A 22,229-nucleotide genomic window follows, 5' to 3' on the forward strand; every position below is an offset into this window, starting at 1 on the left:
TCAGACAGGAATTTCTCTCTAGAATTTTACTCCAAAACTCCCTGTGCCACTTAAACCCCTTGTCCCCGCTGGCAGAACGGGCTCAATGAAGGTGCTGCTACGCCGTTCCGGCCGGGAGTGTCCCGCGTTCAGACAGGAATTTCTCTCTAGAATTTTACTCCAAAGCTCCCCGTGCCCATAAAACTGTGTTCACTGCGGGCGGGTGTGAGCTCTGGACTTGTTCCGGTTAGGAAGTGATACCGCGTTCGGACAGGAATTTCTCCGCGTCTAGCGCCGCCATGCACCCCGTACCCGCGGCCACTACAGCCTGGCGATATACTTTGTCGCGCACGTCCCCGGCCGCAAATATCCCTGGGCAGCTTGTCGCAGTGCTGTCAGGAGAGGTGATGACATAACCATCTGGATCTAGCTCTACATGGCGCCCTGGCATATCGGCCAGTACCTGAGTGTTTGGCTTGTGACCTATCGCTATGAACACGCCCGCGGTCTCTAGGGTTCTTGTGCTTCCGTCTAGTGTGGATTCTAACAACAGTGCGCCCACTTTCTTGTTTTCTTTGTCACCAAGTATTTCCTTTACCACGCTGTTCCACACAACCTCAATTTTGCTATTCTCAAACAATCTGTTCTGCATAACAGCCTCTGCACGCAACTTGTCTCTCCTGTGAACCAGAAACACCTTACTTGCGCTCCGTGTTAAATAAATTGCCTCCTCGACCGCTGTGTTTCCCCCACCTATTACCGCCACTACCTCTCCCTTAAAAAACGAGCCATCACAGGTGGCGCAGGCAGATACGCCCTTTCCCATAAAAAATTGCTCACTATCCATTCCGAGCCACTTAGCCTGTGCCCCGGTCGCGACGATTATGCTATACGCGTAATACTCTTCCCCAAACATACTAGTGCACTTGAAAGGGTACACATTCGCGTCTATTTGAGTTATCTCATCCATTATTTCAGTAGCGCCGCAATGCAGTGCTTGCTGCTTCATATGTTCCATGAGTTCTGGGCCCTGTACCAGAGAGAACCCCGGATAATTTTCAACATCAGTTGTGATCGTCAGTTGGCCTCCAGGTTGCATTCCAGTTACTAGGAGGGGCTCCAAATTTGCTCTCCCGGCGTAGATTGCGGCAGTACACCCTGCCGCTCCGGAGCCCATTACCAACACCTTTACAGGGGCCTTAGCTTGCTGCTGTGGTTCCGTCATTCCTGAGGGCCCAGGCTGTCTGCGTAAGACTGCAAATAGTGCTCAACACCGTGCTGAGTTGCTTCCATGGCCACCTTTCCCTCGGTCCACCCTGCTGGGCACACTTCCCCATGCTTTTTGTGATGGGCTATTGCATCTATAATTCTTAGCACTTCATCGATATTTCTTCCTATCGGTAGGTCATTCACTGAGTGATGGCGGACTATAAAATCCTCATCAATTATTACGGTCGCCCTTAAGGCAACTTTTCCGCCGTATAGCACCCCGTAACTTTCCGATATGGTATGCGAATCGTCGGCTACCAAGGGGAAACTGACCATACCTATTCCGCCTTGCTCTACGGGGGTGTTGCGCCAGTGACTATGTGCGAATTCGGAATCTGTACTTATTCCTATAACCTCAACGTTACGTGCAGTGAACTTAGGCACTCTACTGTGCAGAGACAATATCTCGGTAGGGCATACAAAAGTGAAATCTCGGGGATAAAAGAAGAGCACTGCGCACTTACCAGCGATATGCTTGCTCAGGTTTAAGTCGCACACCTTACCATCGGACATAACCGCCTTGGCAGCGAAGTCTATAGCCTCTTTTGTTACTAAACTCATAAAAATTCTCTGCAAAAACAACCTTGTGGGATCATACTACAAATACCGTGTGCCCAACAACGAGTTTTTAGCAATTGTATGCACCATAAACAACGGCTTTGCAGAGCCGTGGTTGCGCGATAGTTGGGACCCACACATACTTTCCGTACGTCATGATATGTGGTTCCTGTCAGTTGGGCTGTGGGGCAAGTTTTGCATTCATGCTAAAACCTTGCAGCACACACGTATTGCTGCAATAATGGCAGGCCTTTTATGCCGCTGTGGGTCCGCTTTTGGGCTCCAATGGGGGTTCCATCGGCGTCAAGGCAGTCTGCGTGTGTGTTTGGGGAGCGTATGTTTCTAATCAGCGAGAGGCTCAAATCTGTACAACCTTCTCCCACTCTAGAGGTTAGTAGGCTTGCTGCGGAGCTTAGGTCTCAGGGGGTGGATGTAATATCTCTAGGCGCTGGGGAGCCGGATTTTGACACTCCAGATCACGTAAAAGAGGCGGCAATTGCCGCAATACATGCCGGCAAGACCAAATACGCGCCGGTAGATGGTATACCCGAGCTGAAAGAGGCGGTTGTACTGAGTATTCAGTCAGACTATGGCCTCGCGTATTCTACAGATCAGGTGTTAATAGGTTCTGGGGCTAAGCAGTGCATCTACAATTTGTTCATGGCCACGTTGGATCCGGGTGACGAGGTTATAATACCCGCGCCGTATTGGGTGTCGTATACTGACATAGTTAGTATATCGGGTGGGAAACCCGTGGTGGTAGACTGCGGGGAAGAGTTCAAGCTTACCGCTGACCTCCTCGAGCGGGCTATAACGCCGAGAACCAAGTGGCTAATAATTAACTCGCCGTCGAATCCTACGGGTGTTGTTTACTCCAGGGATGATCTACGCGCCATTGCTGATGTGCTGTTGAAGCATCCCACGGTTTATGTCATGACGGATGATATATACGCCAAACTTGTCTATGACGTTGAGTTTGTAAATATTTTGCAGGTTGAGAGTGCCCTGTATGATCGAGTGGTCATCGTGAACGGGGTTTCAAAATCGCACGCGATGACTGGATGGCGGATAGGGTATATAGCGGGCGATGCGCGCGTGATCAAGGCAATGTCTACGATACAATCTCAAAGTACGACGACTGCGAATTCGATAGCCCAAGTTGCTGCGGTCACTGCTCTATCAGGCGACAGTGGTTTTTTGGACCATAGATGCAAAATATTTTCTAAAAGGCGGGACATGGTCATGAAGGCTGTGGAAGATTCTAAAATATTGAAAGCGCAGCTTCCACACGGGGCATTTTACGTTTTCGTGTCATGCAAGGGGGCGGTTGGTAAAAGGGCTGAGGGCTTTGTAATCGCCAATGGTACGGATTTTGCAAAGTATTTGCTCCAGCATAAAGTTGCCGTTGTGCCGGGCGTAGCGTTTGGTGCACCGGATTTTTTCAGGATTTCATACGCACTCGCGGACGATGAATTATCCCGAGCTTGTGACAGAATAGTATCTGCTTGTGCCGCGTTGCTGTAATGTGTTTGTGACTGAGATGTGTAGCAGCAACCGTCGCGGATTGCGCCCTTCTTATCATGAAATCGCTCAGTGCAGCAACCTGTTAGCGTGACAGTCACGGTTTTTAGTCTCCTGGCAAGGTTGAGACACAGCATTGCTTACAGACACACGGCAACTCTACCGGAGTCACCAAGACCTAAACGCTCTGCAAACCCGCCACCAGAGGGAAAACAACCTTTCTCATTCCCTCCCGATAGCCCGCGCCGCTATACCCCTTCAAGCAGCTTTTTATTAATCTTGACGCCGTACTTGTTTGTGAGATGACTAAGCAGCTGCCGCCTGATGGATGATATCGCGCTGCTGGTGAAGTGCGCCTGGAACTCTTTTAGCTCTTTTTCATTGACCTGGCCTGGGGTCTTGATGTCCTTAAGCGTTGCTATAAAAATCTTATTTGCGCCTTGATCTATCACCCCCTCGCCCACGTCACCTATGCGCATTTCAAACACTTGGTCGACAAGATCCTCCGGATAGTTGCTACTACCCTTTTTCCTGTTTACCCTGCTGATATTTTCATTCTTTTTTGTCACAATGCCCACAGCACTACCTGGGTTTTCGCCCGCTTTTAGCTTCGCTGTCAGATCGCTGGCAAGTTTGAGCATCTCACCAACCACGAAAGCATTTTTCCACTTATCTAGCAGCAGAGACTTACTCTCATCGAAAGTCCTGGTCCTTGAAGGCGTGACGCCGGTTACTATGACACTAAAATATGCATTGCCGATGCTGACAAAATGCGAAGGCTTGCCCACCTGGGATGAAAACGCAAGGGGCGGCAAAGCCCCAACTATGCCCGGAAAGGACGACTCCTCCGCATATGTGTGACTCTTGCCTGTAGAGTCCTGCCCGTTACTGTCAAAATCTTTTAAAGCGCCTATGGCAGGCTTTTTGAACACGTCTGCAACTTCGGAGAACGACGTAGCACCGTGACTTATCATCTCATTGGCTTTCCTGATACTGGCGGAAAACAACTCTCTAGCCTTCTGCCTTTTTATGCTCATTGCAACCTTTTCCTTGAGCTTTTTCAGATCTTTTGCGGAAATAGGGTGCTTGCTCAAAATCTTCATGACATGCCACCCCACGACACTGCGGAAGACCCCGCTTACCTCCCCTTCGTTCAGATCAAACACCGTGTTTCGGACCTCGATCGGCAAAAGCTCCTTGGTGACGTTTCGCAGGGTAACTTCCTCCACTGTTGTGCCCAAGTCTTTAACAACCGCCTCGAACGCCTTCCCTTCCTTGATGGCTTTATAGGCGGCGCTTGCTTCGCTCTCACTAGGAAACACGAGATTCAAAACATCTCTCTGGTCATGAAGTTCGCTATTCTTTATCTCGCTTTCTACCTCGTCATTGGAAGCGGTAACCTCGTCCAGCGCGTCGTCCTCGCTGACGATCATATATTCCGCGCTCCTGTATTCGGGCATAATCAGCTCACCATTTTTAGTGCCTTCGTTGTACATCGCTTCCAAGTCACTGTCGGTAGGTGTTGAGGTGTTTTCCACAGCGCTTTGTGAGATTTCCACTATATCTACCGTGCGAGACTGCATAATGCCGCGCAGAACGTCCTGCGCAAATCCGTCGTAATACTGTGAATATACTTCACCTGACCTTGGGAAAATACATTCGGACAACACAAATGCCGGAAGAGAGTCACGCACCTTCCCAATGTATGAAGCCTCAGTCATCCCCGCATCAGCCAGTAGGTCTTTAAACCTTTGTTCGTCTAGCTTCCCGCTTTTGTCCTGGAACATGGGCATGTCCCCTATCAGGTCTCTGATGCTCTTATTGCTTACCCGCAGGTTTAGCTCTTTCGCAAACTTTTCCAGCACCATGTCGTCAACCATCCTGCTAAGCGTCATCTCCTTAACGCCAAACCGCTTTATGTCATCTTCAGATAGCTTTTGGTGCACCAAACTTTCTATATATGACAGCTCCCCACGGTAAGCCATGCTGTACTCCCTCAGTGACAGGCAACTTGAGCCCACTTTCGCCACACACCTATCACTTGCGGTACCGCCAAAGGGTAGCACACTACCGAATGTGACAAACACGAAAGCGCACAACACCGCGGCGAGAACCGCACCCACGAAGACGTTTCTGAGCCTCATAGCAAGCCACCAGCAGACCGACCTGTCTCGAGGAATATAGCAAGCCGCGGCAATCTGCAAGTTTTTTCTCGCGGCATAACTACGAATAATGGGGCCATAACGGCGGTGCGCTGTCACCCATGGTTACTATTTGCAGTGGCATAGGCTGGCTTCCAGTACTTCTAGATTTTAGGTGTAAGAACGGGAATAAATCGGAGCAAGTGGGGTTTCCGGCAATTTGTGCAGCAGTTTATATACAAGAAACTCGGCGGCAGTTCTGGCATTTGTACTGTCGGGAATTTTGCAACAGCGAAGTGTAGCGTAGCCTTCTTCAGATATTAAATTGCGTTCTGCTATGGCGGCATTGGTGATGGGAATCAGCTTGCTGTTGAACACCTGGCTGTACGCGCGGCTGTCGTTGGGTAGCTCTACTATGGACAGTATGTCTTTACCTGTGGGACCGTGTTTTGATATGAGATATGCCTGGAGCTCGAGCAAGGTTACCGCATGTACAGGGATGTTTGAAACCAACCTGAACCCCTGTAAAGCGGCGAGAGAGGCTCTCAAGCCCGTGAAACTGCCCGGCCCAACGGTGGCCACGGTATGGGTGAGGCTAAGGTAAGTAGATCCAGAATCTGCAAGTGCGGAGTCAATGAGAGAAAACAACGACTCGGCATGTCTGTTATGTAAGGGGCTGACCGCCTCAGAGAATTTTTGTCTGTCTACGTCAAATACCGCAACGGCACACTGGGTGCCTGAGGCATCCAACGCCATAACCTTCACCTACACGCCTCCCTATGTTTATTTCTTCGAGATTAGTAGTTTATGGGCCTTCGTAAACAGTATCGCAAATGCCCCGTTCCCAAAAATATTTACAAGCGTGATGCCCGGGTCACACAAAACGTACAACGTGGTTATTAGGGACGACATAGTAGGGGAAAAGTGAAGATACTTTTCTATTATAGGCAGCATCACTATAACCCCACCTCCAGGTACTCCCACTATTGCGAACATGGATATCAGGAAACAGAGCATGAACAAAATGGCGTCAGACGCGGTAACGTACTCAATGCTGCCGAACGTACCCGATATTACTAGTGACATTATTACGATGAAAAAGCAATCTCCCAACATGTGTATGTTGATTACAGCAGGCACTGCTATGTCTACGATATCCGGGTTTTCAGAGTCTTTCTTCACCGATTTTATAATCAAGGGTAGGGAGATGAGGCTAGACATGGTAGTGAAGCCGACTAGTGCAGCGGGTACCATATTTTTAAGCATCGCTATGGCTTTGCGTATAACAAAACGCTCACCTACGCAGTAAAATAGGACAATATACGTAGACACCGCAAGGAACATGTAGAACCCCACCTCCGCGTTGTCGCGGAGCACTTGTGACAGCTGGTCACTCTGCATTTTAAATACGAGCCCAACGATGAAAAGGGGAATGATGGGCGTGAAAACCTTCTCCAGGACAAATGCACTGATGCGCGACAAAGTAGCGGCGGCCTTTTCTGATTTCTGTGGCAGAAATTTTGGTAAAATCATCCCGCACAAAAACCCCGCGATTACGGCCTTGATCGTGCTCACCAGAGGAGGGAGGTGAAACACGTATGAGGGCTCCAGCCCCCCATTTGTTGCTGCATTTTGAAGTACTACGGTTTTGCTGGTAGATGCAATATACTTACCAACACAATACGCTGAGGATATCGACGCCGCATTTGAGAGCACCACCATAGTGATCAGCAGCACTACTATCTTGACTGCATTGCCGCTTTGTAGCCGGCTTACCGACCTGAAAACGACGCCGAATACTATAAACGGTAGTAAAAAGACCAGTACTTCCTTTATGGATAAACTTACGGCGTATGAAAAGGACCGTACTTCATACGGTACGAAATCTGCGAATGCGAATGCCAGCAACGAGAGTGCCAGCAAAAGCCCAAATCTCAGGGAATGTTTATTGAACATATGTTTCCAATCGCTTAAAAAAGCCCCGCGTCTGTGTGCAGGCAAATGCCGGCGCATACGCCATTGTATGGGGCCGAAACCGCCGATGGTATATCCTAAGTTCGTGCATGTAATAAATTTTTGGCTGTTAATCCCAATTTAGTAATATAGAAAACATTTGTTAACGTATGCGACCAGATACGCTCGCTCGTTTGGGCTTTTTCTTCTGATGAAAAAGCAAGTCATGCACCCTTGCAAACAGCACGGAGAACGCCCCATTGCCAAACACATTCACCGCAGTGATTAAGGGGTCAAGCAGAATGAAAAGTGTAGTAGCGAGCGAAAGCATGGTAGGCGAAAAATGCAAATACTGCTCAACCACTGGAAACATAAGCACTAATCCCGTTCCAGCGACTGCAGCCTCGGCAAACTTCATCAACACCACATACACCAGGAAGTGTACGTAATCAGAGGTTGTAACAGCCTCTGTCCCAAGCGTTGCCACCAGCAGCGGCAATAACATTACAGAGACGAAACAGTCTCCGAGTAGGTGTATATTGACGGAACCTGGCACAGATATGTCTGCAATGTGCGGGTGCTTGATGCTCCTTTTCACGGCGGTGAGCGTCACTGGCATGGTCAGCAGACTAGACATTGTGCCCAACCCGGTAACGACCGCCGGAAGCATGTTTTTCATCGTTCCAAGGGCTTTTCGCAGCGAAAAACCACTCCCTGCAAGATACAGGAATGTAGTGTACAAAAACGCAGAGGCAAAGATGTATACTACAACTCCCGCATTGTCCCGCAAACTGGTAAGAGCGCCTTCACTCTCCATCTTGAAGGCGGATCCTAGTATGAATATTGGAAGTACGGGTGCAAATATCCGGTCAAGAATAAAAACACTCAAGTTAGATAACTTTTCAGACAAGTCGATGGACCTTTTGCCCAACACTGCAGGAAGTATTATCCCGCACGTGAAGCCGAGCGCCAGTGACTTTGCGCTGCTGATCAGAGATGGTAAATGGAAAGTGGCATACAGTGGCTCTAGCGTGCGCGCGTTTTGTTGTGCACCTGAGATTATTGAGTGGGTTGCTGAAGTTGATAGGTAGCTTCCGAGGAAATGTGCCACGGCCACCGATGCGGAGTTTGACAGCGCTACCATCGAAATTAGGAGAAGTAATGTCTTTACAGCGCTATCTCCCCGCAATTTGCTTGTGGAGTGAAAAACAATGCTGAAAACTACCAGTGGAAGCACAAACACCAAAACCTCTTTGATAGAGAGGCTAGCTGCGTAGCACAGGGACTTTAGCGTGTAGGGGACATAGTCCGCAAAGCAAAACGCGGCCACCAAAACCAGCAGGAGTAATACAAGCTTGAGCGACTGAGTAATAACCATACGCAAAAACAGGAACAACAAATGGGAGGTGCACCACAGCGGCACGCGCCCTGGACGACTCGAACGCCCGACCTTTTGATCCGTAGTCAAATGCTCTATCCATCTGAGCTAAGGGCGCATCTAAGCAACCGGTAGGTTATCGATTAAACGCGCCCGTGTAAACAAAATTCTTTTAGAAACTTACGTTTTTATCAGGCCTTGCATCACCGAACCTCCAGACATCACTGTGTGCCGATAAATGTGGTCGTTGCTCGCAGTGCCTCAGCCATGGTGCCGTGGCATGTTGCGCGTTAAGTGAGAGCTACAGAATCAATTTGTCAACAAGTTTAAATGTTTGTGCGATGCACAGAATTGTTGCTAACATTCGACGAAGGTCACGTGCTGCACTTTGCTTTGCAGTGCGTAGAGATAAAACGTGGTTCTGAATTGCTTAAGAATTTGAAGATAAAGTCTGCCGGGCCCGCAAGGGTTAAGTCAGCACTACTAATTTTCTGTGGCATTGTGTTGTATTGCACATACCCGCTATATGAGACTAATATTGTGCGGCTACGCGCCGAAACGGCGGATTTGTGTGTTTCTGTTGCAAAGAAGGTACAGGATGTGCTGAAGTGGAACCGCAGTGCCGATATTATTGTGTGTGATGGCGGCATAACTCAAGATGAGGCCGCGGATTCTGGTGGAGTGCTGGTCAAGATCCTCGCTAAGGAAAATGATCATCTTAAACAGATGCTGAACTTCCTTTCCCATCATGCGGATATCAGTTACGTCACAACACGTGCAGTTGTTGTGTATGATGGTACCCGAGAGCATGTTTTTTTACCCATAGGGCGCAGGGAAGGGATTCGGGACCAGCAGGCGGTTGTTACCAGCCAGGGGCTCATCGGTAAAACCACAGATGTGGGCGAGCATAGTGCCAGGGTGCTGCTTATCGCGAGCAAGGATTTTCGCATTCCAGTGATGGTTGTGGAAAGTGGTGTGAATGCCATACTCGCCGGTTCGGCTGAGGGTCTTGTGCTAACCCATCTGTCCTCTAGTAATACCGAACTCCATGATGGCGATTTGGTGATTACTACTGGGAATGATGAAGGATTTCCCCATGGGATATATGTAGGACATATACTGGCTCAGAATAAGGTGGTGACGTCGGTAAACCTGAGGGAAATAGGTGTGGTAAGCGTAATGAGCGCGAAGCACATGCACGGCGAGAGCATCGACTAGCTAGCGTATGCGGTACAGGCGGCACACACACCGAAGGTATCACTTTAACCGAGAGAACACACGGCCCCCGCATCTGTATATACTATCAGGTGGTTAGAATTGGAAACTTCAATCCTGCTTGAACAGTACGTGTGATAGGGCATCCATTTCCTCCAGTACCTTGCCTGTGCCCAATGCCACGCAGCACAGCGGGTTAGATGCAACTGCAACCGGGAGCCCGGTCGTTTCGGCCAGCAAGCGGTCTAGATTCTTGAGCATACCACCACCGCCGGAGACCATAATGCCCTTATCCATGATGTCAGAAGACAGCTCAGGAGGTGTGCACTCTAGCGCAACCCGTACCGCAGATACTATCTGCCCCACTGGCTCTGCCAGACTTTCTGCAACCTGCCTTTCCGACAGATATACTTCCTTTGGCACGCCGTCGCTGAGGTCTCTACCCTTTACAATAACGGTGTCACCATCTCCCGATTCTGGAGGGCAGGCGGCCCCAATGCTTTTCTTGATTCTCTCCGCGGTTGTCTCACCCACCAAGAGGTTATAGTGCTTCCTTATGTATGATGCTATGGCTTCGTCCATTAGGTCTCCACCGCTCCGTACCGAGCGAGAGTATACTATTCCTCCCAGGGATATGACAGCCACTTCGGTTGTCCCACCGCCCACATCAACGATCATCGATGCTTCAGGTTGGGTGACTGGCATTCCAGCGCCAATTGCCGCAGCCATGGGTTCCTCTATCAGGAAAACCTCTCCGGCTCCCGCACCTTCGGCCGCATCCTGTATAGCGCGCCTCTCAACGGGAGTGGAGCCAGAAGGAACGCATATCACCACTGTGGGGCTGTTTATGGTTCTACGCTTGCTGGCGTTTCTAATGAAGAACTTGATCATCTCTTCCGCGCCTTTAAAGTCAGCTATAACTCCATCCTTCAACGGGCGTATAGCCTCGATACCGCCGGGAGTCTTTCCCAGCATCATTTTCGCTTTGGCCCCGAATGCATACGGGACGTAATTACCCCTTTCCTTCAGGATAGCCACTACAGACGGCTCATTAAGCACTATGCCCCTGCCTTTAACGTACACTAGAGTGTTTGCTGTTCCCAGGTCAATTGCCATATCACTAGCGAAAAGCCCGCTGCAAGACAGGGCATGCACGCACCGATCGAAAAAACTTGCCGCCCGCATGTTCAGGGCATCAGGCAATAGATCTAGACTCACCATAACAATATACCAAAGTAGGAAACCAGCACCCACCGCCATGCAGCCACAACCCAATGGCACACACGCCCGACGGTGCACACATGTACACACATCTATATAGCACATATAGAATCAAAAGCACGCCCTGAGTCCAAATTTTTTATACCAATAAAGGAATATTTTGTTTTTTGCTGCGATTAGTCGCAAAGGCTGCTAACGTATAGATCGTGAGAGCTTAGCTAGGTGCGGGATAATTGCAAAGTGCGAGAGTAAAATATGGATGGCTAAACGTAGATAAGCCTCTCCACATGAGTTCCGGCAGTGTGGTTGGTAGGGTAAAGAAGATTTTTAACTGCAAAGTTGGCCATGCGGGCACGTTAGACCCTCTAGCAACCGGGGTGCTGCCTGTTGCTGTAGGTGAGGCGACGAAAACCATACCGTATGCGGTTGATGGGTTGAAGTCGTATGCAGTTACGGTACAATGGGGGTCTCAACGCTCTACTGACGACGCTGAAGGTGAGATTATCAAGACGAGCAGCTTGAGGCCGAGCGCGGATAGTATAAGAGAGGCATTAGGCCAGTTTGTGGGGAATATACGGCAAGTACCTCCGGCATTTTCTGCGGTTAGAGTGCGGGGAGTAAGGGCGTATCGTCTTGCGAGAAGGGGGGAAGCCGTTTCACTGCCACCCAAGGAGGTGTGCATTGTCAGCATAGACTTGCTGTCTGCGGACGAAGAAAGCAACACTGCAGATTTCCTTATTGTATGCAAAAAGGGGGTGTATATTCGCTCATTTGCGCGCGACTTGGGCGCATCCCTTGGGTGTTTTGGGTATGTTTCCTTTTTACGCAGGAAAAGTGTAGGGCCTTTCTCGGAAGAAAATTCCGTAACATTAGACAGACTAGAGGCATTGGCGGATGCTGATGTTCTGAATGAGGCGCTACTTCCGATATCATACGTTATGGGGGATGCTCTTTTAAGGTTGCACGTAGATGCGGAGGTGGCGGAGATCGTGAAAAAGGGACAAAGTGTGAGTTTACAGCGCACAAGCTTAAATGGCTTGTATGCCGCTGAGAATTATGATATGTGTTACCTAAGCCGGGTGGGTGGCGTTCCTGTCGCTGTCTGCAAGGTTGTAAATGGCACCGCTAGGCCGGTGCGCGTTTTTGATGTCTAAAGTTCTTTATGTAGCCGAGAGGAGGACCTTGCGTTTTTATGTCTATTACACCTGCTAAAAAATCTGAATTGATCTCCGAGTACAAGGTTAAAGATGGGGATACGGGTTCCGCGTATGTACAATGCGCAATTCTCTCGGAAAGGATACGTAATCTGACTGAACACCTGAAAGTTCACAAGAAGGATTTTCACTGTAGGCGTGGCCTCATGGTACTTGTTTGCAAGAGGCGCAAGGGGCTTCAATATGTCAGGAATAAATACGGGAACGATGCGTATCTGGATTTAGTCAAGAGGCTTGGCATAAGGGATGTATTTCACTGATGTTGTTGTTTGTGCGCTATAGGCGCTTTTTAGAGGGTAGGAATTGTTGGTATGTTTGATATAACGAGGAAGTGTGTAGAGTGGGGAGATAGGCTATTAGTTATTGAGAGTGGTAAGATAGCTCGCCAGGCGGATGGTGCCGTTGTTGTTGATTATGGGGGGACTTCTGTACTGTCGACCGTTGTCTCGCAAAAGTCCAAGGAGCCGGTTGATTTTTTGCCGTTGACAGTTCAGTTTCTTGCGAAGAGTTATGCTATAGGTAGAATTCCAGGTGGGTTCTTCAAGCGGGAGGGTAAGCCCTCTGATAGAGAAACGCTGATCTCGCGGTTGGTTGATAGAAGCATTAGGCCGCTGTTTCCCACGGGGTTTTGCGACGAGATTGTCATTGTGTGCAATTTGCTATCTTATGACCAAGTGAGCCCACCGGAAACCGTAGCGCTCATAGGTGCGGCGGCGGCTCTGGCTATATCGGGAATACCGTTTCCCACACCCATAGCCGGTGCGAAAATTGGTTACATCAGAGAGGAAGAGCGCTACATACTGAACCCCTCGGCTGAGGAATTGGCCAGGAGCGAGCTCGACATGTTTTATTCGGGTACGAAAAGCTCTGTGGTTATGGTGGAGTCGGAGGCATCTGAACTTTCCGAAGAGGAAATGCTGGGTGCTGTGACTTTCGGGCACGAAAATTGTGCTCAGGTCTTGGATTTGATTGAAGAATTTGCTGAGGCTGCGGGCCCAAAGGACGTTGTCGAGTTTGTTCCGCACGACATAGGCAAGGTGGTATCCGATATAAGTAGTGGCTACTCAGAGAAATTTTCGGTCGCGTACAGTGACCACAATAAGAAACCAGAGTGCTCCAGCTTGATGCCGCCAGGGAAGGCCTGTACTCAGATTTGTGCAGGAAAACACGTTGAGGAGAGCGGTGAGTATACCGAGCAGGAGGTCCTCTTAGCGATCAAAACATTCGAGCGGTCTTTGGTTCGTGCCAGAGTCTTGGACACACTTAAGCGTGTTGATGGTAGAGGCTTCGATCAGATACGCAACATTGAAATAGAAGTCGATTTAATCCCCAGGTCTCACGGCTCCGCGCTGTTTACCCGTGGTGACACGCAGGCTCTAGTAATAACTGCGCTTGGTACTCCGCAGGATGAACAGGTGGTTGATGGCTTCGACGGAGACCGGAGGGAGAGGTTTTTATTGCATTACAACTTCCCGTCTTATGCGGTTGGTGAGGCTGCGGCGCTTCGTCCTCCAGGTAGGAGAGAAATAGGGCATGGAAAACTCGCTTGGAGGGCTATTCACCCGGTTTTGCCGACAAAGGCGGATTTTCCTTACACCATTAGGGTTGTGTCTGAGATTACTGAGTCCGACGGGTCCTCCTCTATGGCCACAGTGTGCGGCGCGTCTCTTGCGCTCATGGATACCGGCGTGCCACTTAAGTCTTCCGTGGCTGGAATTGCCATGGGCCTCATTAAGGAAGGTGACAGATACGCGGTGCTGTCCGACATTATCGGGGACGAGGATTATCTTGGGGATATGGACTTCAAGGTTGCCGGAACCAAGGATGGTATTACTGCTCTCCAGATGGACATGAAAATACGGGGCATAGGCTTTGACATAATTGAAAAGTCCCTCCAGCAGGCTAAGGATGGTAGGCTGTTCATCATAGGTAAGATGGATAAGGTAATCAAGGAATCCAGAGAGGGGGTGCGAGACCACGTGCCCAGGATGGAATCCATGATTATCGATAAGAATAAAATCAAAAACGTCATAGGTACCGGCGGGAAGAACGTCAGGGAAATTTGTGAGAAGACTGGCGTTAAGATTGAAATATCTCAAGATGGCACCGTTATGATATACGCTGTAAGCAGGGATGCCGTTGAAGAGGCGAAGAACATGATAATGTGCATAGTCTCTGAGCCTGAGGTCGGTAAGGTTTTTAGTGGCGTGATCAGCGAAATTGCCAAGTACGGTGCGTTTGTCAGCTTCTTGGGCGGTAGAAGAGGGCTTGTGCACATTAGCGAGATAAAAAACGAACACATAGGTTCGGTGTCCGATGTCCTGGCTGTTGATGATAAGGTGAAGGTTCTCGTTATCGGTATCGATAAAGATCACGTGCAGCTCTCAATGCGTAGAGTTGATCAAGATAGTGGGGATCTGTTGGAGCATGAGTCATATTCTTCTAATAAGAAGAATGGCCCTCAGTTCGGAGATGCCAGCGGCGGTGCTTCCGGATTCCGAGACTATGCTTCTGGCCCCGCTAGGGAGAGAAGGCGTAGTGGTGGCAGTGGCGGAAGGCCCGTGCGTCGCCGTAGTGCTGGAAGTTCAGGTAGCGGCAGTGGCGGATGTTACAGTGTTCCTCAGCATGTTGGTACGCCTGATCCGGTACATGGTAACGACAGACGTAGAGGTAGCGGGCCGCAGCATGCCTCTGGTGGGGGCGGCAACAAGAAGCCCAGGTTCTTTTAGGCTGAGTGTCCTTCGATAGGAGGCTTGTAAGGCACCGCAGGGCCCGTGCGTGCTTCGCTTCAGCTCCGCTTTTTTTTGAGGTGGCCGCTCTCATTTGTGACAGAGTGGCTATCCTCTTGCGGAATTGTCCTGTCAGCGTGCTGATTTTGGGATGCAGGAATGGCCTTGTGGCCAGCGAGCTGTCGCGCATTTTGCCTGATGGCTCTAGCATAGTTCAGTGTGATGTTTCGCTTGAGATGCTTGCTGGTGTGGGCGGGGGGCTCCTAGTTGTTGCTGACGACGAAGCGCTGCCCTTCAAGGATTGCAGCTTCGACTTTGTCATCAGTAATCTTTCCTTGCATAACGTTAATGATTTGGCCAGGGTGTTTGCACGAGTTCGCGCTATACTCAGGGATGGTGGGGCTTTCGTTGCAGCAACCTTTGGCAGTGGGACTCTGTATGGGGTTAAAAAAGCCTTGGCCTCCGCTGAGGGGCTGCGTGTAGCGCCCAGAATCCAACCCTTTCACTCTACCCCCTATATGCTTGAGTGTCTGCAACTTTGTGGCCTTTCCGGGCTTGTTGCAGAAGTTAGTACTGTTGAAATGGCTTATAATAGTCTGTATGACCTATTTCATGGCCTCAAAAACATGGGGGAGGGTAACACCATACGCCGAAATTATGAGCCGCTTAGCAGGAATGTTATGGAACGAGCATGGGGCCTATATAAGCAGTCTATAAACGAGCATGATGCTGCCGGCGCTCCCGTACAATTTGAAATTGTTGTGCTGAAGGGTAACAAGTAGAAGCTGGCGCCACATGTTCTGGATCATGCAGTAAATCGGTGGTCCGGTAGCACGCCCGAGAACCTAAGGAGAATTATTACGTTGAAAGGGGAGAGATAGTGACTTAAACTCTCAAAGACGCTATTTTTGGGCTTGTGGTGGGCGAAAGCACTATACGAAATTTTGCTATTATAGCGCATATAGATCACGGAAAATCTACCCTGGCTGACAGGCTAATAGAGGCTTGTAATGCGCTGTCGGACCGCGATATGAAGGACCAGGTGCTCGATTCCATGGACATAGAGCGGGAACGTGGCATCACTATAAAAGCCCAGACTGTAAGGTTGACGTATGCTGCTAAGGATGGCGTCGTCTACCATCTTAACCTTGTTGACACGCCTGGGCATGTTGACTTTTCATATGAGGTTAGTAGAAGCCTGGCGGCGTGTGAGGGGTCACTACTGGTAATCGATAGCAGTCAAGGGGTTGAAGCTCAGACGTTGGCCAACGTCTACAAGGCGATAGAGAATGATCACGAAATCGTTACTGTACTCAATAAGGCCGATCTCGCGTCTTCTGATCCTGAGAGGGTAAAGTCACAAGTTGAAGAAATTATCGGCTTGGATGCAAGCGGTGCGCTGCTGATTTCTGCAAAAACCGGGATGGGTATTAGTGATGTCTTGGAAGCAATAGTCCACAGGTTGCCGGCTCCCGTTGGGGATGCGAATGCCCCGCTGAAGGCGATTTTGGTCGATAGTTGGTATGATCCATACCTTGGCATTGTTATTTTGCTGCGTGTAAAGGATGGGGTGCTAAAAAAGGGCATGAAGGTGGCCATGCTGTCTACGGGGGCGGTATACCAGGTAGACAATGTTGGGGTGTTTACCCCGAACAAACAGATGGTAGATTCTCTATCTGTGGGTGAAATAGGATTCATTACCGCGGGGATAAAAGAAATAGCAGATTGTAAAGTTGGCGATACCCTGACCGAGGATTCCCGGCGATGTGACAACCCTTTTCCCGGGTTCAGGGCTACGTGTCCAGTGGTCTTTTGTAGCCTATTTCCGGTGGATGCAAGTAGCTTTGAACACCTGCGGGAAGCGTTGGGAAAGTTGCAGTTGAATGATTCAAGCTTCACGTTCGATATGGAGAGCTCTACTGCACTCGGGTACGGCTTTCGTTGCGGGTTTTTGGGCATGCTGCATCTGGAAGTGGTGCAGGAAAGGCTGGAGCGCGAGTTTGATCTCGATCTTACCGCAACCGCGCCCAGCGTCGTGTATAGGGTTACCGACAAGCACCGTGTTACTAAGGAGGTTCATAATCCGAATGATCTACCCGAGTCCCACGAAATACTTGGGGTAGAGGAGCCTTGGATCGCGGCAACAATTATGGTGCCTGATCAATATCTTGGTTCAATACTTGCCCTTTGCAATAGTAAGCGTGGGGAGAAGGTGGATTTGTCTTACACCGGCAGCATGGCCCTGCTAAAATATCGCCTGCCTCTGGCGGAGGTGGTATTTGACTTTTATGACTCGCTGAAATCCGTTTCCAAGGGATATGCGAGTTTGGATTGGTACGTAGACGGCTACGTGCCAACAGAGATATCTAAACTTACCATTCTTATTAACTCTGAGCCCGTTGATGCGCTGTCGTGCATAATACACAAATCTAAGGTTGAGTCTCGAGGTCGGGAAATATGCGAAAGGCTCAAGGATTTGATTCCCAGACAGCAGTACAAAGTTGCGATCCAAGCCGCTGTAGGGGCGAAAATTGTAGCTCGGGAAACTATATCTCCCTACAGAAAGGACGTAACGGCTAAGGTGTACGGGCGCGACGTGACGAGAAAGATGAAACTTCTGGAAAAGCAGAAGAAGGGAAAAAAGAGGTTGCGGTCTATTGGTAATGTCAACGTTCCTCAAAGCGCGTTCATACAGGCCCTAAAAATGAAGGACTGACGCGCATGAATGCATGAGCCTGGTGTGACTGCGTGCACAATCTGGGCTATGGCTTTACTTGTGGCGATTGTGGCCGACATCCGGCTCACCCTGTCGTACTTTCAAGTCCGATTTACATCAGACAGCTTGCCCAGCATTCAGCCAAGGCACTGCTTTTGGGCTGGACGTCAGTTAGGCGGCAGGAAGCGCGCATAGCACGGGGTGATGGTCCAGATGTGTGCGCAAATCCCACCACGCCTGCTATTCCTTTCGGATTGTAAGTGTTTTTACTGCCTTTGTTGCCAAACAGCCACGAAAGATTTGCTCCTAACACTGCGGCGTAGGCGCTTTCAGCGGGTCGTCAGCATATAGCGGCCGGCAGTTTATTGCGACCATGGTGGATAGTACGGGATGTGTGGCTGGCGTGATAGTCTAGCGGAAGATAAGGTGTTATGCGCAGATGCCACCTCAAACCTGGCTACGCCATTACAATGCGATAAGCTAAAAATCTTGAGTGCCATTGTGGCCTTTCCTCTGCGTGGCTGTGGGAGCACAACTAAATTGATGCTGTGGCGGGAGCGGCTGCCTACAGGGTGCGGTTTGGTCGAGCCTCATTGATGTATACGGGCTTTGTCATTTGTGCTATGTGGGTAAACTCTCCATCTGTGGGAATTTTGATGCATGCACTTGGCATTCGGCGGTGGTTGCGCCGAAGATTCGGATTTGTTCCGGTAGGGTTACGAAAAAGTATCATCAAATTGGTATAAGATGCGCCGGGTCCTATCAATTCCTGGGTTGAAACGATCTACCGCTGCCACAATGGGATACATGACCACTTTCTCAAGGGAGCCGACTCGTCCCGCCCGAGTGAGATATTGCCTGTGGCAGCTTACGTGCCACTTGCCGCCCTGGGGTATGCAGAAACGCATGTCAGGGCTTTGGCGTAGAATCACGCTGCATCTATTGGCTTGTGGTTTATGTAGTTTGCAAGGTACACGACGTCAGACGCTTCTGCCGAAAGACTTATTCCACTCTGCGCCTACTGAGTAAATTCTGAGAGCCCGCCTGTTCTTGTGCCTAAAAAACAGCAAGCTAGGTCTTGCGAGTATCATGCTGGCAACGTGCATCGCTGCAATCATCACCAGGACCGCAAATGGCCTCAACAAAACCACACCCAGCTCTTTTGAAATATTGGCCCGATTGACAAATAGTAGATAACATATTGCATGCAGCAGCAGCGTGTTCAGCAAAGCGGCGGCCACACAAGAGGTTAGCATCCTATTGCCTAGGTATTCCCTGATGATTGACTCTATATCGTCGTACCGATCGTTGCTCTCATAACTATTCATGATTCCCTCTGAAGCGTGCACCCGAGTGTCATGCGGGATAAACTTCCACGCTGTAGCAGGTGCGATAACCTCCGAGTAGTCTACCTTCGTTGGATTACATATTGGTTAACCTGCTACAGTTTAGTATCATGCCTTAATCCGTGCTATGGTACCTGCATTACAACGCAACGCTTGAGTGATGTTTACGGCTGTAGTATTGTGCTTATGGCAGACATTTCCATATACTGTGCAGTATGGTTGTGCTCCCCAATTGTTAAAATTTAGTATATTAATCTTGCGATTACACGTTCCGTATGTTACAATCAGGCCGCCGGTGTGATAGCGTGCTGGTTGTGTGGTTGTCCTCTTTCCCGATGTTGGGTCGTTCGTTTTACGTCGCACAAGTTTGTACGCTGTGCCCCTGGCAGTGTAGGGTTTATTTGTTTGTGTGTGTGTTATGTCAGCAGAGTATGTGTCCACCCAGTCAGATGATAGCTCGTCAGCGAGTGGTCAGCAGCAAGAGAGTAGTGTGTCATCTCAAAGTGAGGCCAGTACATCGTCTCAATTAGGAGCTGATAGCTCGTCAGCGGGTGGTCAGCAGCAAGAGAGTAGTGTGTCATCTCAAAGTGATCAGGCCAGTACATCGTCTCAATTAGGAGCTGATAGCTCGTCAGCGGGTGGTCAGCAGCAAGAGAGTAGTGTGTCATCTCAAAGTGATCAGGCCAGTACATCGTCTCAATTAGGAGCTGATAGCTCGTCAGCGGGTGGTCAGCAGCAAGAGAGTAGTGTGTCATCTCAAAGTGATCAGGCCAGTACATCGTCTCAATTAGGAGCTGATAGCTCGTCAGCGGGTGGTCAGCAGCAAGAGAGTAGTGTGTCATCTCAAAGTGATCAGGCCAGTACATCGTCTCAATTAGGAGCTGATAGCTCGTCAGCGGGTGGTCAGCAGCAAGAGAGTAGTGTGTCATCTCAAAGTGATCAGGCCAGTACATCGTCTCAATTAGGAGCTGATAGCTCGTCAGCGGGTGGTCAGCAGCAAGAGAGTAGTGTGTCATCTCAAAGTGATCAGGCCAGTACATCGTCTCAATTAGGAGCTGATAGCTCGTCAGCGGGTGGTCAGCAGCAAGAGAGTAGTGTGTCATCTCAAAGTGATCAGGCCAGTACATCGTCTCAATTAGGGACTGATTGGCGGCAAGAGATGCGCTCCAAGGTTGCGAGTGTTGAGTACATGTTGGCTGCTCGTGCCCTTATTTCTGTAGGGGTCTATGCTGCTCAGGGAGAGATCGCGAGATCGCGAGGGTGTGCTCCCCTGCGTGTTGCAGAAGTCGAAGAAATCGTGAAGGATGGCCTTGTACGCAGCCACTTTCATGATAGTGGCCTTTCACTAGGCTCCATACGACTCGTGCTTATGCAGGTTGGGGATAAGTTGGGGCTACAAGGTTTGAAGATTGGCGAAGGGTACGCCACCTATCTCGCGCAAGCGTTTGCTGACAGCGTGGTGGTTGCGGCTGATGTTCAGAGTAGTGGTGCGTGCTCTGCCAGCCTTGACAGCGCGATCGCAAACGTTGAGACGTCGTGGTCCCTGCACGGCGGCCTGGTAAGCAAAGGTTTTGACCGTGATACCAAAGTAGAAAGGGGCGACCTTGAGGCTTTTGTCGACTTCATGTTTGGCGGTGTGTCGTACAATGATGGGAACGCGTCTGCGGCTAGGAGCGTATTGGAAACGCTTGCCGGGCACGTCGATGCACTTGGTATATCGTACAATCAGCTGGATAAGCTTGATGCTGACACTTTGTATAGTGTCGTATCGTTTAGTGCCGGTTCCGCAATAGACAGAGGTGCGGTTAGCGATGCGGCTGACAAGTTCCGTGTGATGATGTTTGGTGGTGCTCCTGCGGGGCAAGAGAAAACTGCCGAACCTGAGCATGAGGCTGCGACCCCGTCAGCTAGTAGCGTTCCGTCAACTGTGCATGGTAAGGTCGTTGATGCAGTTGACCGTGCAAAAGAAGCGGCTAAGCAGGCCTATGCAGGCGTGCGTAAGCGGTATGTGGCGAAGCCTTCGGACACTACTACACAGCTTGTTGTAGCTATCACGGCGCTGCTTATCACGGCGTTTGCTATCTGTGCGTGTTTGGAACCTAGGCTTATAGGGGCGTCCGGTCCGCTGATTTGGGGCTGCCTGGCACTAGTAGCACTGCTGCCATTACTTGGTATGGCTGTGCATACGGCAGTGAGTGCTTCGAGTCAAAAGAAGGCTGCCGGTGGTGCGCAACGGGTTGCTGCTCAGGAGAGGTCTAGGGAATTGTCCCGTGCGAGACAGGAAGATCAGCAGAAGTTGCATGTTCCCGCGATACTGACCGGGTTGAGCGTGCTTGTGTTTATTGCTGCCGTCGTGGCTTGTATTGCTGTTGACGCGAGGCGCGGGACGTGGCAGGGCAGCATATGTTTCCTAGCCGCATTTGTGTTGTTTGCGATCAGTGCCGCTGTTGTAATGGCAACACGTGACCAATCGTTGGCAGAAGAGTGTGATAGCAAGTGTGCTACAGCTCGTACGGCTCAAGCTGTACCCGGTGGCCAGCAGCAGCCGCGTGCTACCGAGGGCGTTGTTAGCGGTGGCGGCCAAGAAGGCGGGGCTGGTGTTCCCGGAACTTCCGTGCCGTCAGCCGAGTCTGGGGCCGTACCTCCTGCTACCATTATGGTTAGTGTGGATCCACAACTTGTTGCTACTTTGGGAGCAGGTGTGGCGCAGGCGGCGGCGTAAAGCCCGCTTTATAGCTTGGGTTTTGCTTCATAGGTGGCGATTGGCGGCTGTTGAGGAGTGGATAGGTGGCATGAACGGGGCGTTGGGTTGCTGCAACGTCCCGGTAGGCAAGAGTTTCCGGTCTTTGATAGAGTCGATCCCGCCGAGGCAACGGTGGTTGTAACCCGCAAAAATGCGCGGCGGGTCCGTGTCGTCTTTCCCCAGCTTTTGGTAGTTTGCCGTAGCAGCTGCGGCGTTAGCTTTGTTGCTGTCCTTGGTTGCTTGGGT

17 protein-coding genes and 1 tRNA gene are annotated in these 22,229 nt (G+C 50.2%); 8 read left to right on the forward strand and 10 right to left on the reverse strand.

The window, feature by feature from the left end:
- Positions 1-226: 226 nt before the first annotated feature.
- Together trxB and AMF_RS06965 are read right to left on the reverse strand one after the other, a co-directional pair.
- Positions 227-1,204, reverse strand: a complete 978-nt coding sequence (gene trxB, locus AMF_RS06960; RefSeq protein ID WP_011114307.1) for a thioredoxin-disulfide reductase — start codon at positions 1,202-1,204, stop codon at positions 227-229.
- Positions 1,201-1,809: a peroxiredoxin gene (locus AMF_RS06965; protein ID WP_010267463.1), complete on the reverse strand. Its 609-nt coding sequence runs from the start codon at positions 1,807-1,809 to the stop codon at positions 1,201-1,203. Before AMF_RS06965 ends, trxB begins: the two co-directional genes overlap by 4 nt.
- 333 nt (positions 1,810-2,142) lie before the next feature.
- Here AMF_RS06965 and AMF_RS06970 point away from each other — a divergent pair, with 333 nt between their 5' ends.
- Positions 2,143-3,330 carry a pyridoxal phosphate-dependent aminotransferase gene (locus AMF_RS06970; protein WP_037348537.1) on the forward strand — a complete coding sequence of 396 codons (1,188 nt, stop codon included), beginning with the start codon at positions 2,143-2,145 and terminating at the stop codon, positions 3,328-3,330.
- A 245-nt stretch (positions 3,331-3,575) separates the two neighbouring features.
- On the opposite strand, the gene AMF_RS06975 is transcribed toward AMF_RS06970, so the two are convergent.
- The 5 genes from AMF_RS06975 to AMF_RS06995 all read right to left on the reverse strand — a co-directional run bounded on the left by AMF_RS06975 (position 3,576) and on the right by AMF_RS06995 (position 8,917).
- On the reverse strand, positions 3,576-5,471 hold the full coding sequence (locus AMF_RS06975) for a peptidylprolyl isomerase (RefSeq protein WP_037348536.1): 1,896 nt from the start codon (positions 5,469-5,471) through the stop codon (positions 3,576-3,578).
- Positions 5,472-5,639: 168 nt separating this feature from the next.
- On the reverse strand, positions 5,640-6,224 hold the full coding sequence (gene tsaB / locus AMF_RS06980) for a tRNA (adenosine(37)-N6)-threonylcarbamoyltransferase complex dimerization subunit type 1 TsaB (protein ID WP_010267469.1): 585 nt from the start codon (positions 6,222-6,224) through the stop codon (positions 5,640-5,642).
- A 27-nt stretch (positions 6,225-6,251) separates the two neighbouring features.
- Complete coding sequence (locus AMF_RS06985; protein ID WP_010267470.1) at positions 6,252-7,424, reverse strand: cation:dicarboxylate symporter family transporter; 1,173 nt, start codon at positions 7,422-7,424, stop codon at positions 6,252-6,254.
- Positions 7,425-7,584: 160 nt separating this feature from the next.
- Positions 7,585-8,820 (reverse strand): cation:dicarboxylate symporter family transporter, encoded by a 1,236-nt coding sequence (locus AMF_RS06990; RefSeq protein ID WP_223822852.1) that lies wholly within the window; start codon positions 8,818-8,820, stop codon positions 7,585-7,587.
- Between the two features lie 23 nt (positions 8,821-8,843).
- Positions 8,844-8,917: transfer RNA gene (locus AMF_RS06995), tRNA-Arg, on the reverse strand.
- A gap of 233 nt (positions 8,918-9,150) precedes the next feature.
- Here AMF_RS06995 and mreC point away from each other — a divergent pair.
- Positions 9,151-10,017 carry a rod shape-determining protein MreC gene (mreC, locus tag AMF_RS07000; protein WP_244825253.1) on the forward strand — a complete coding sequence of 289 codons (867 nt, stop codon included), beginning with the start codon at positions 9,151-9,153 and terminating at the stop codon, positions 10,015-10,017.
- 108 nt (positions 10,018-10,125) lie between these two features.
- Here the strand turns inward: mreC and AMF_RS07005 are convergent, their stop codons facing one another.
- The gene (locus tag AMF_RS07005) at positions 10,126-11,199 is read right to left on the reverse strand and encodes a rod shape-determining protein (protein WP_044051809.1); all 1,074 of its coding nucleotides are present in this window, start codon (positions 11,197-11,199) and stop codon (positions 10,126-10,128) included.
- A gap of 269 nt (positions 11,200-11,468) precedes the next feature.
- On the opposite strand from AMF_RS07005, the gene truB reads away from it, so the two are divergent.
- From truB to lepA, 5 genes are all read left to right on the forward strand, one after another.
- Positions 11,469-12,389, forward strand: coding sequence for a tRNA pseudouridine(55) synthase TruB (gene truB, locus AMF_RS07010; RefSeq protein WP_011114317.1), 921 nt, complete (start codon positions 11,469-11,471; stop codon positions 12,387-12,389).
- A 38-nt stretch (positions 12,390-12,427) separates the two neighbouring features.
- Positions 12,428-12,709 carry a 30S ribosomal protein S15 gene (rpsO, locus tag AMF_RS07015; protein WP_010264232.1) on the forward strand — a complete coding sequence of 94 codons (282 nt, stop codon included), beginning with the start codon at positions 12,428-12,430 and terminating at the stop codon, positions 12,707-12,709.
- A 51-nt stretch (positions 12,710-12,760) separates the two neighbouring features.
- Positions 12,761-15,178 carry a polyribonucleotide nucleotidyltransferase gene (pnp, locus tag AMF_RS07020; protein ID WP_012658930.1) on the forward strand — a complete coding sequence of 806 codons (2,418 nt, stop codon included), beginning with the start codon at positions 12,761-12,763 and terminating at the stop codon, positions 15,176-15,178.
- Between the two features lie 5 nt (positions 15,179-15,183).
- A complete protein-coding gene (locus AMF_RS07025) occupies positions 15,184-15,960 on the forward strand; it encodes a class I SAM-dependent methyltransferase (protein ID WP_010267480.1) in 777 nt (258 codons plus the stop codon).
- Positions 15,961-16,097: 137 nt separating this feature from the next.
- A complete protein-coding gene (gene lepA, locus AMF_RS07030; RefSeq protein WP_010269856.1) occupies positions 16,098-17,894 on the forward strand; it encodes a translation elongation factor 4 in 1,797 nt (598 codons plus the stop codon).
- Positions 17,895-18,874: 980 nt separating this feature from the next.
- Here the strand turns inward: lepA and AMF_RS07035 are convergent.
- Positions 18,875-19,222 (reverse strand): hypothetical protein, encoded by a 348-nt coding sequence (locus AMF_RS07035; RefSeq protein ID WP_010264237.1) that lies wholly within the window; start codon positions 19,220-19,222, stop codon positions 18,875-18,877.
- A 434-nt stretch (positions 19,223-19,656) separates the two neighbouring features.
- Positions 19,657-20,367 carry a hypothetical protein gene (locus AMF_RS10575; protein WP_244825255.1) on the reverse strand — a complete coding sequence of 237 codons (711 nt, stop codon included), beginning with the start codon at positions 20,365-20,367 and terminating at the stop codon, positions 19,657-19,659.
- 32 nt (positions 20,368-20,399) lie between these two features.
- Here AMF_RS10575 and msp1a point away from each other — a divergent pair, with 32 nt between their 5' ends.
- On the forward strand, positions 20,400-21,962 hold the full coding sequence (gene msp1a, locus AMF_RS07040; RefSeq protein ID WP_244825257.1) for a major surface protein MSP1 subunit alpha: 1,563 nt from the start codon (positions 20,400-20,402) through the stop codon (positions 21,960-21,962).
- Positions 21,963-22,229: the final 267 nt, after the last annotated feature.

Origin of the sequence: Anaplasma marginale str. Florida, from assembly GCF_000020305.1 — a bacterium.
Taxonomy (GTDB): Bacteria; Pseudomonadota; Alphaproteobacteria; order Rickettsiales; family Anaplasmataceae; genus Anaplasma; species Anaplasma marginale.

What these genes read in the sequence shown, in the direction of transcription:
- trxB (WP_011114307.1), bottom strand. Translation starts at nt 1,204, where the DNA reads ATGACGGAACCACAGCAGCAAGCTAAGGCCCCTGTAAAGGTGTTGGTA.
- AMF_RS06965 (WP_010267463.1), bottom strand. Translation starts at nt 1,809, where the DNA reads ATGAGTTTAGTAACAAAAGAGGCTATAGACTTCGCTGCCAAGGCGGTT.
- AMF_RS06970 (WP_037348537.1), top strand. Translation starts at nt 2,143, where the DNA reads ATGTTTCTAATCAGCGAGAGGCTCAAATCTGTACAACCTTCTCCCACT.
- AMF_RS06975 (WP_037348536.1), bottom strand. Translation starts at nt 5,471, where the DNA reads ATGAGGCTCAGAAACGTCTTCGTGGGTGCGGTTCTCGCCGCGGTGTTG.
- tsaB (WP_010267469.1), bottom strand. Translation starts at nt 6,224, where the DNA reads ATGGCGTTGGATGCCTCAGGCACCCAGTGTGCCGTTGCGGTATTTGAC.
- AMF_RS06985 (WP_010267470.1), bottom strand. Translation starts at nt 7,424, where the DNA reads ATGTTCAATAAACATTCCCTGAGATTTGGGCTTTTGCTGGCACTCTCG.
- AMF_RS07005 (WP_044051809.1), bottom strand. Translation starts at nt 11,199, where the DNA reads ATGCGGGCGGCAAGTTTTTTCGATCGGTGCGTGCATGCCCTGTCTTGC.
- rpsO (WP_010264232.1), top strand. Translation starts at nt 12,428, where the DNA reads ATGTCTATTACACCTGCTAAAAAATCTGAATTGATCTCCGAGTACAAG.
- pnp (WP_012658930.1), top strand. Translation starts at nt 12,761, where the DNA reads ATGTTTGATATAACGAGGAAGTGTGTAGAGTGGGGAGATAGGCTATTA.
- AMF_RS07035 (WP_010264237.1), bottom strand. Translation starts at nt 19,222, where the DNA reads ATGAATAGTTATGAGAGCAACGATCGGTACGACGATATAGAGTCAATC.
- AMF_RS10575 (WP_244825255.1), bottom strand. Translation starts at nt 20,367, where the DNA reads ATGTACTGGCCTGATCACTTTGAGATGACACACTACTCTCTTGCTGCT.
- msp1a (WP_244825257.1), top strand. Translation starts at nt 20,400, where the DNA reads ATGCGCTCCAAGGTTGCGAGTGTTGAGTACATGTTGGCTGCTCGTGCC.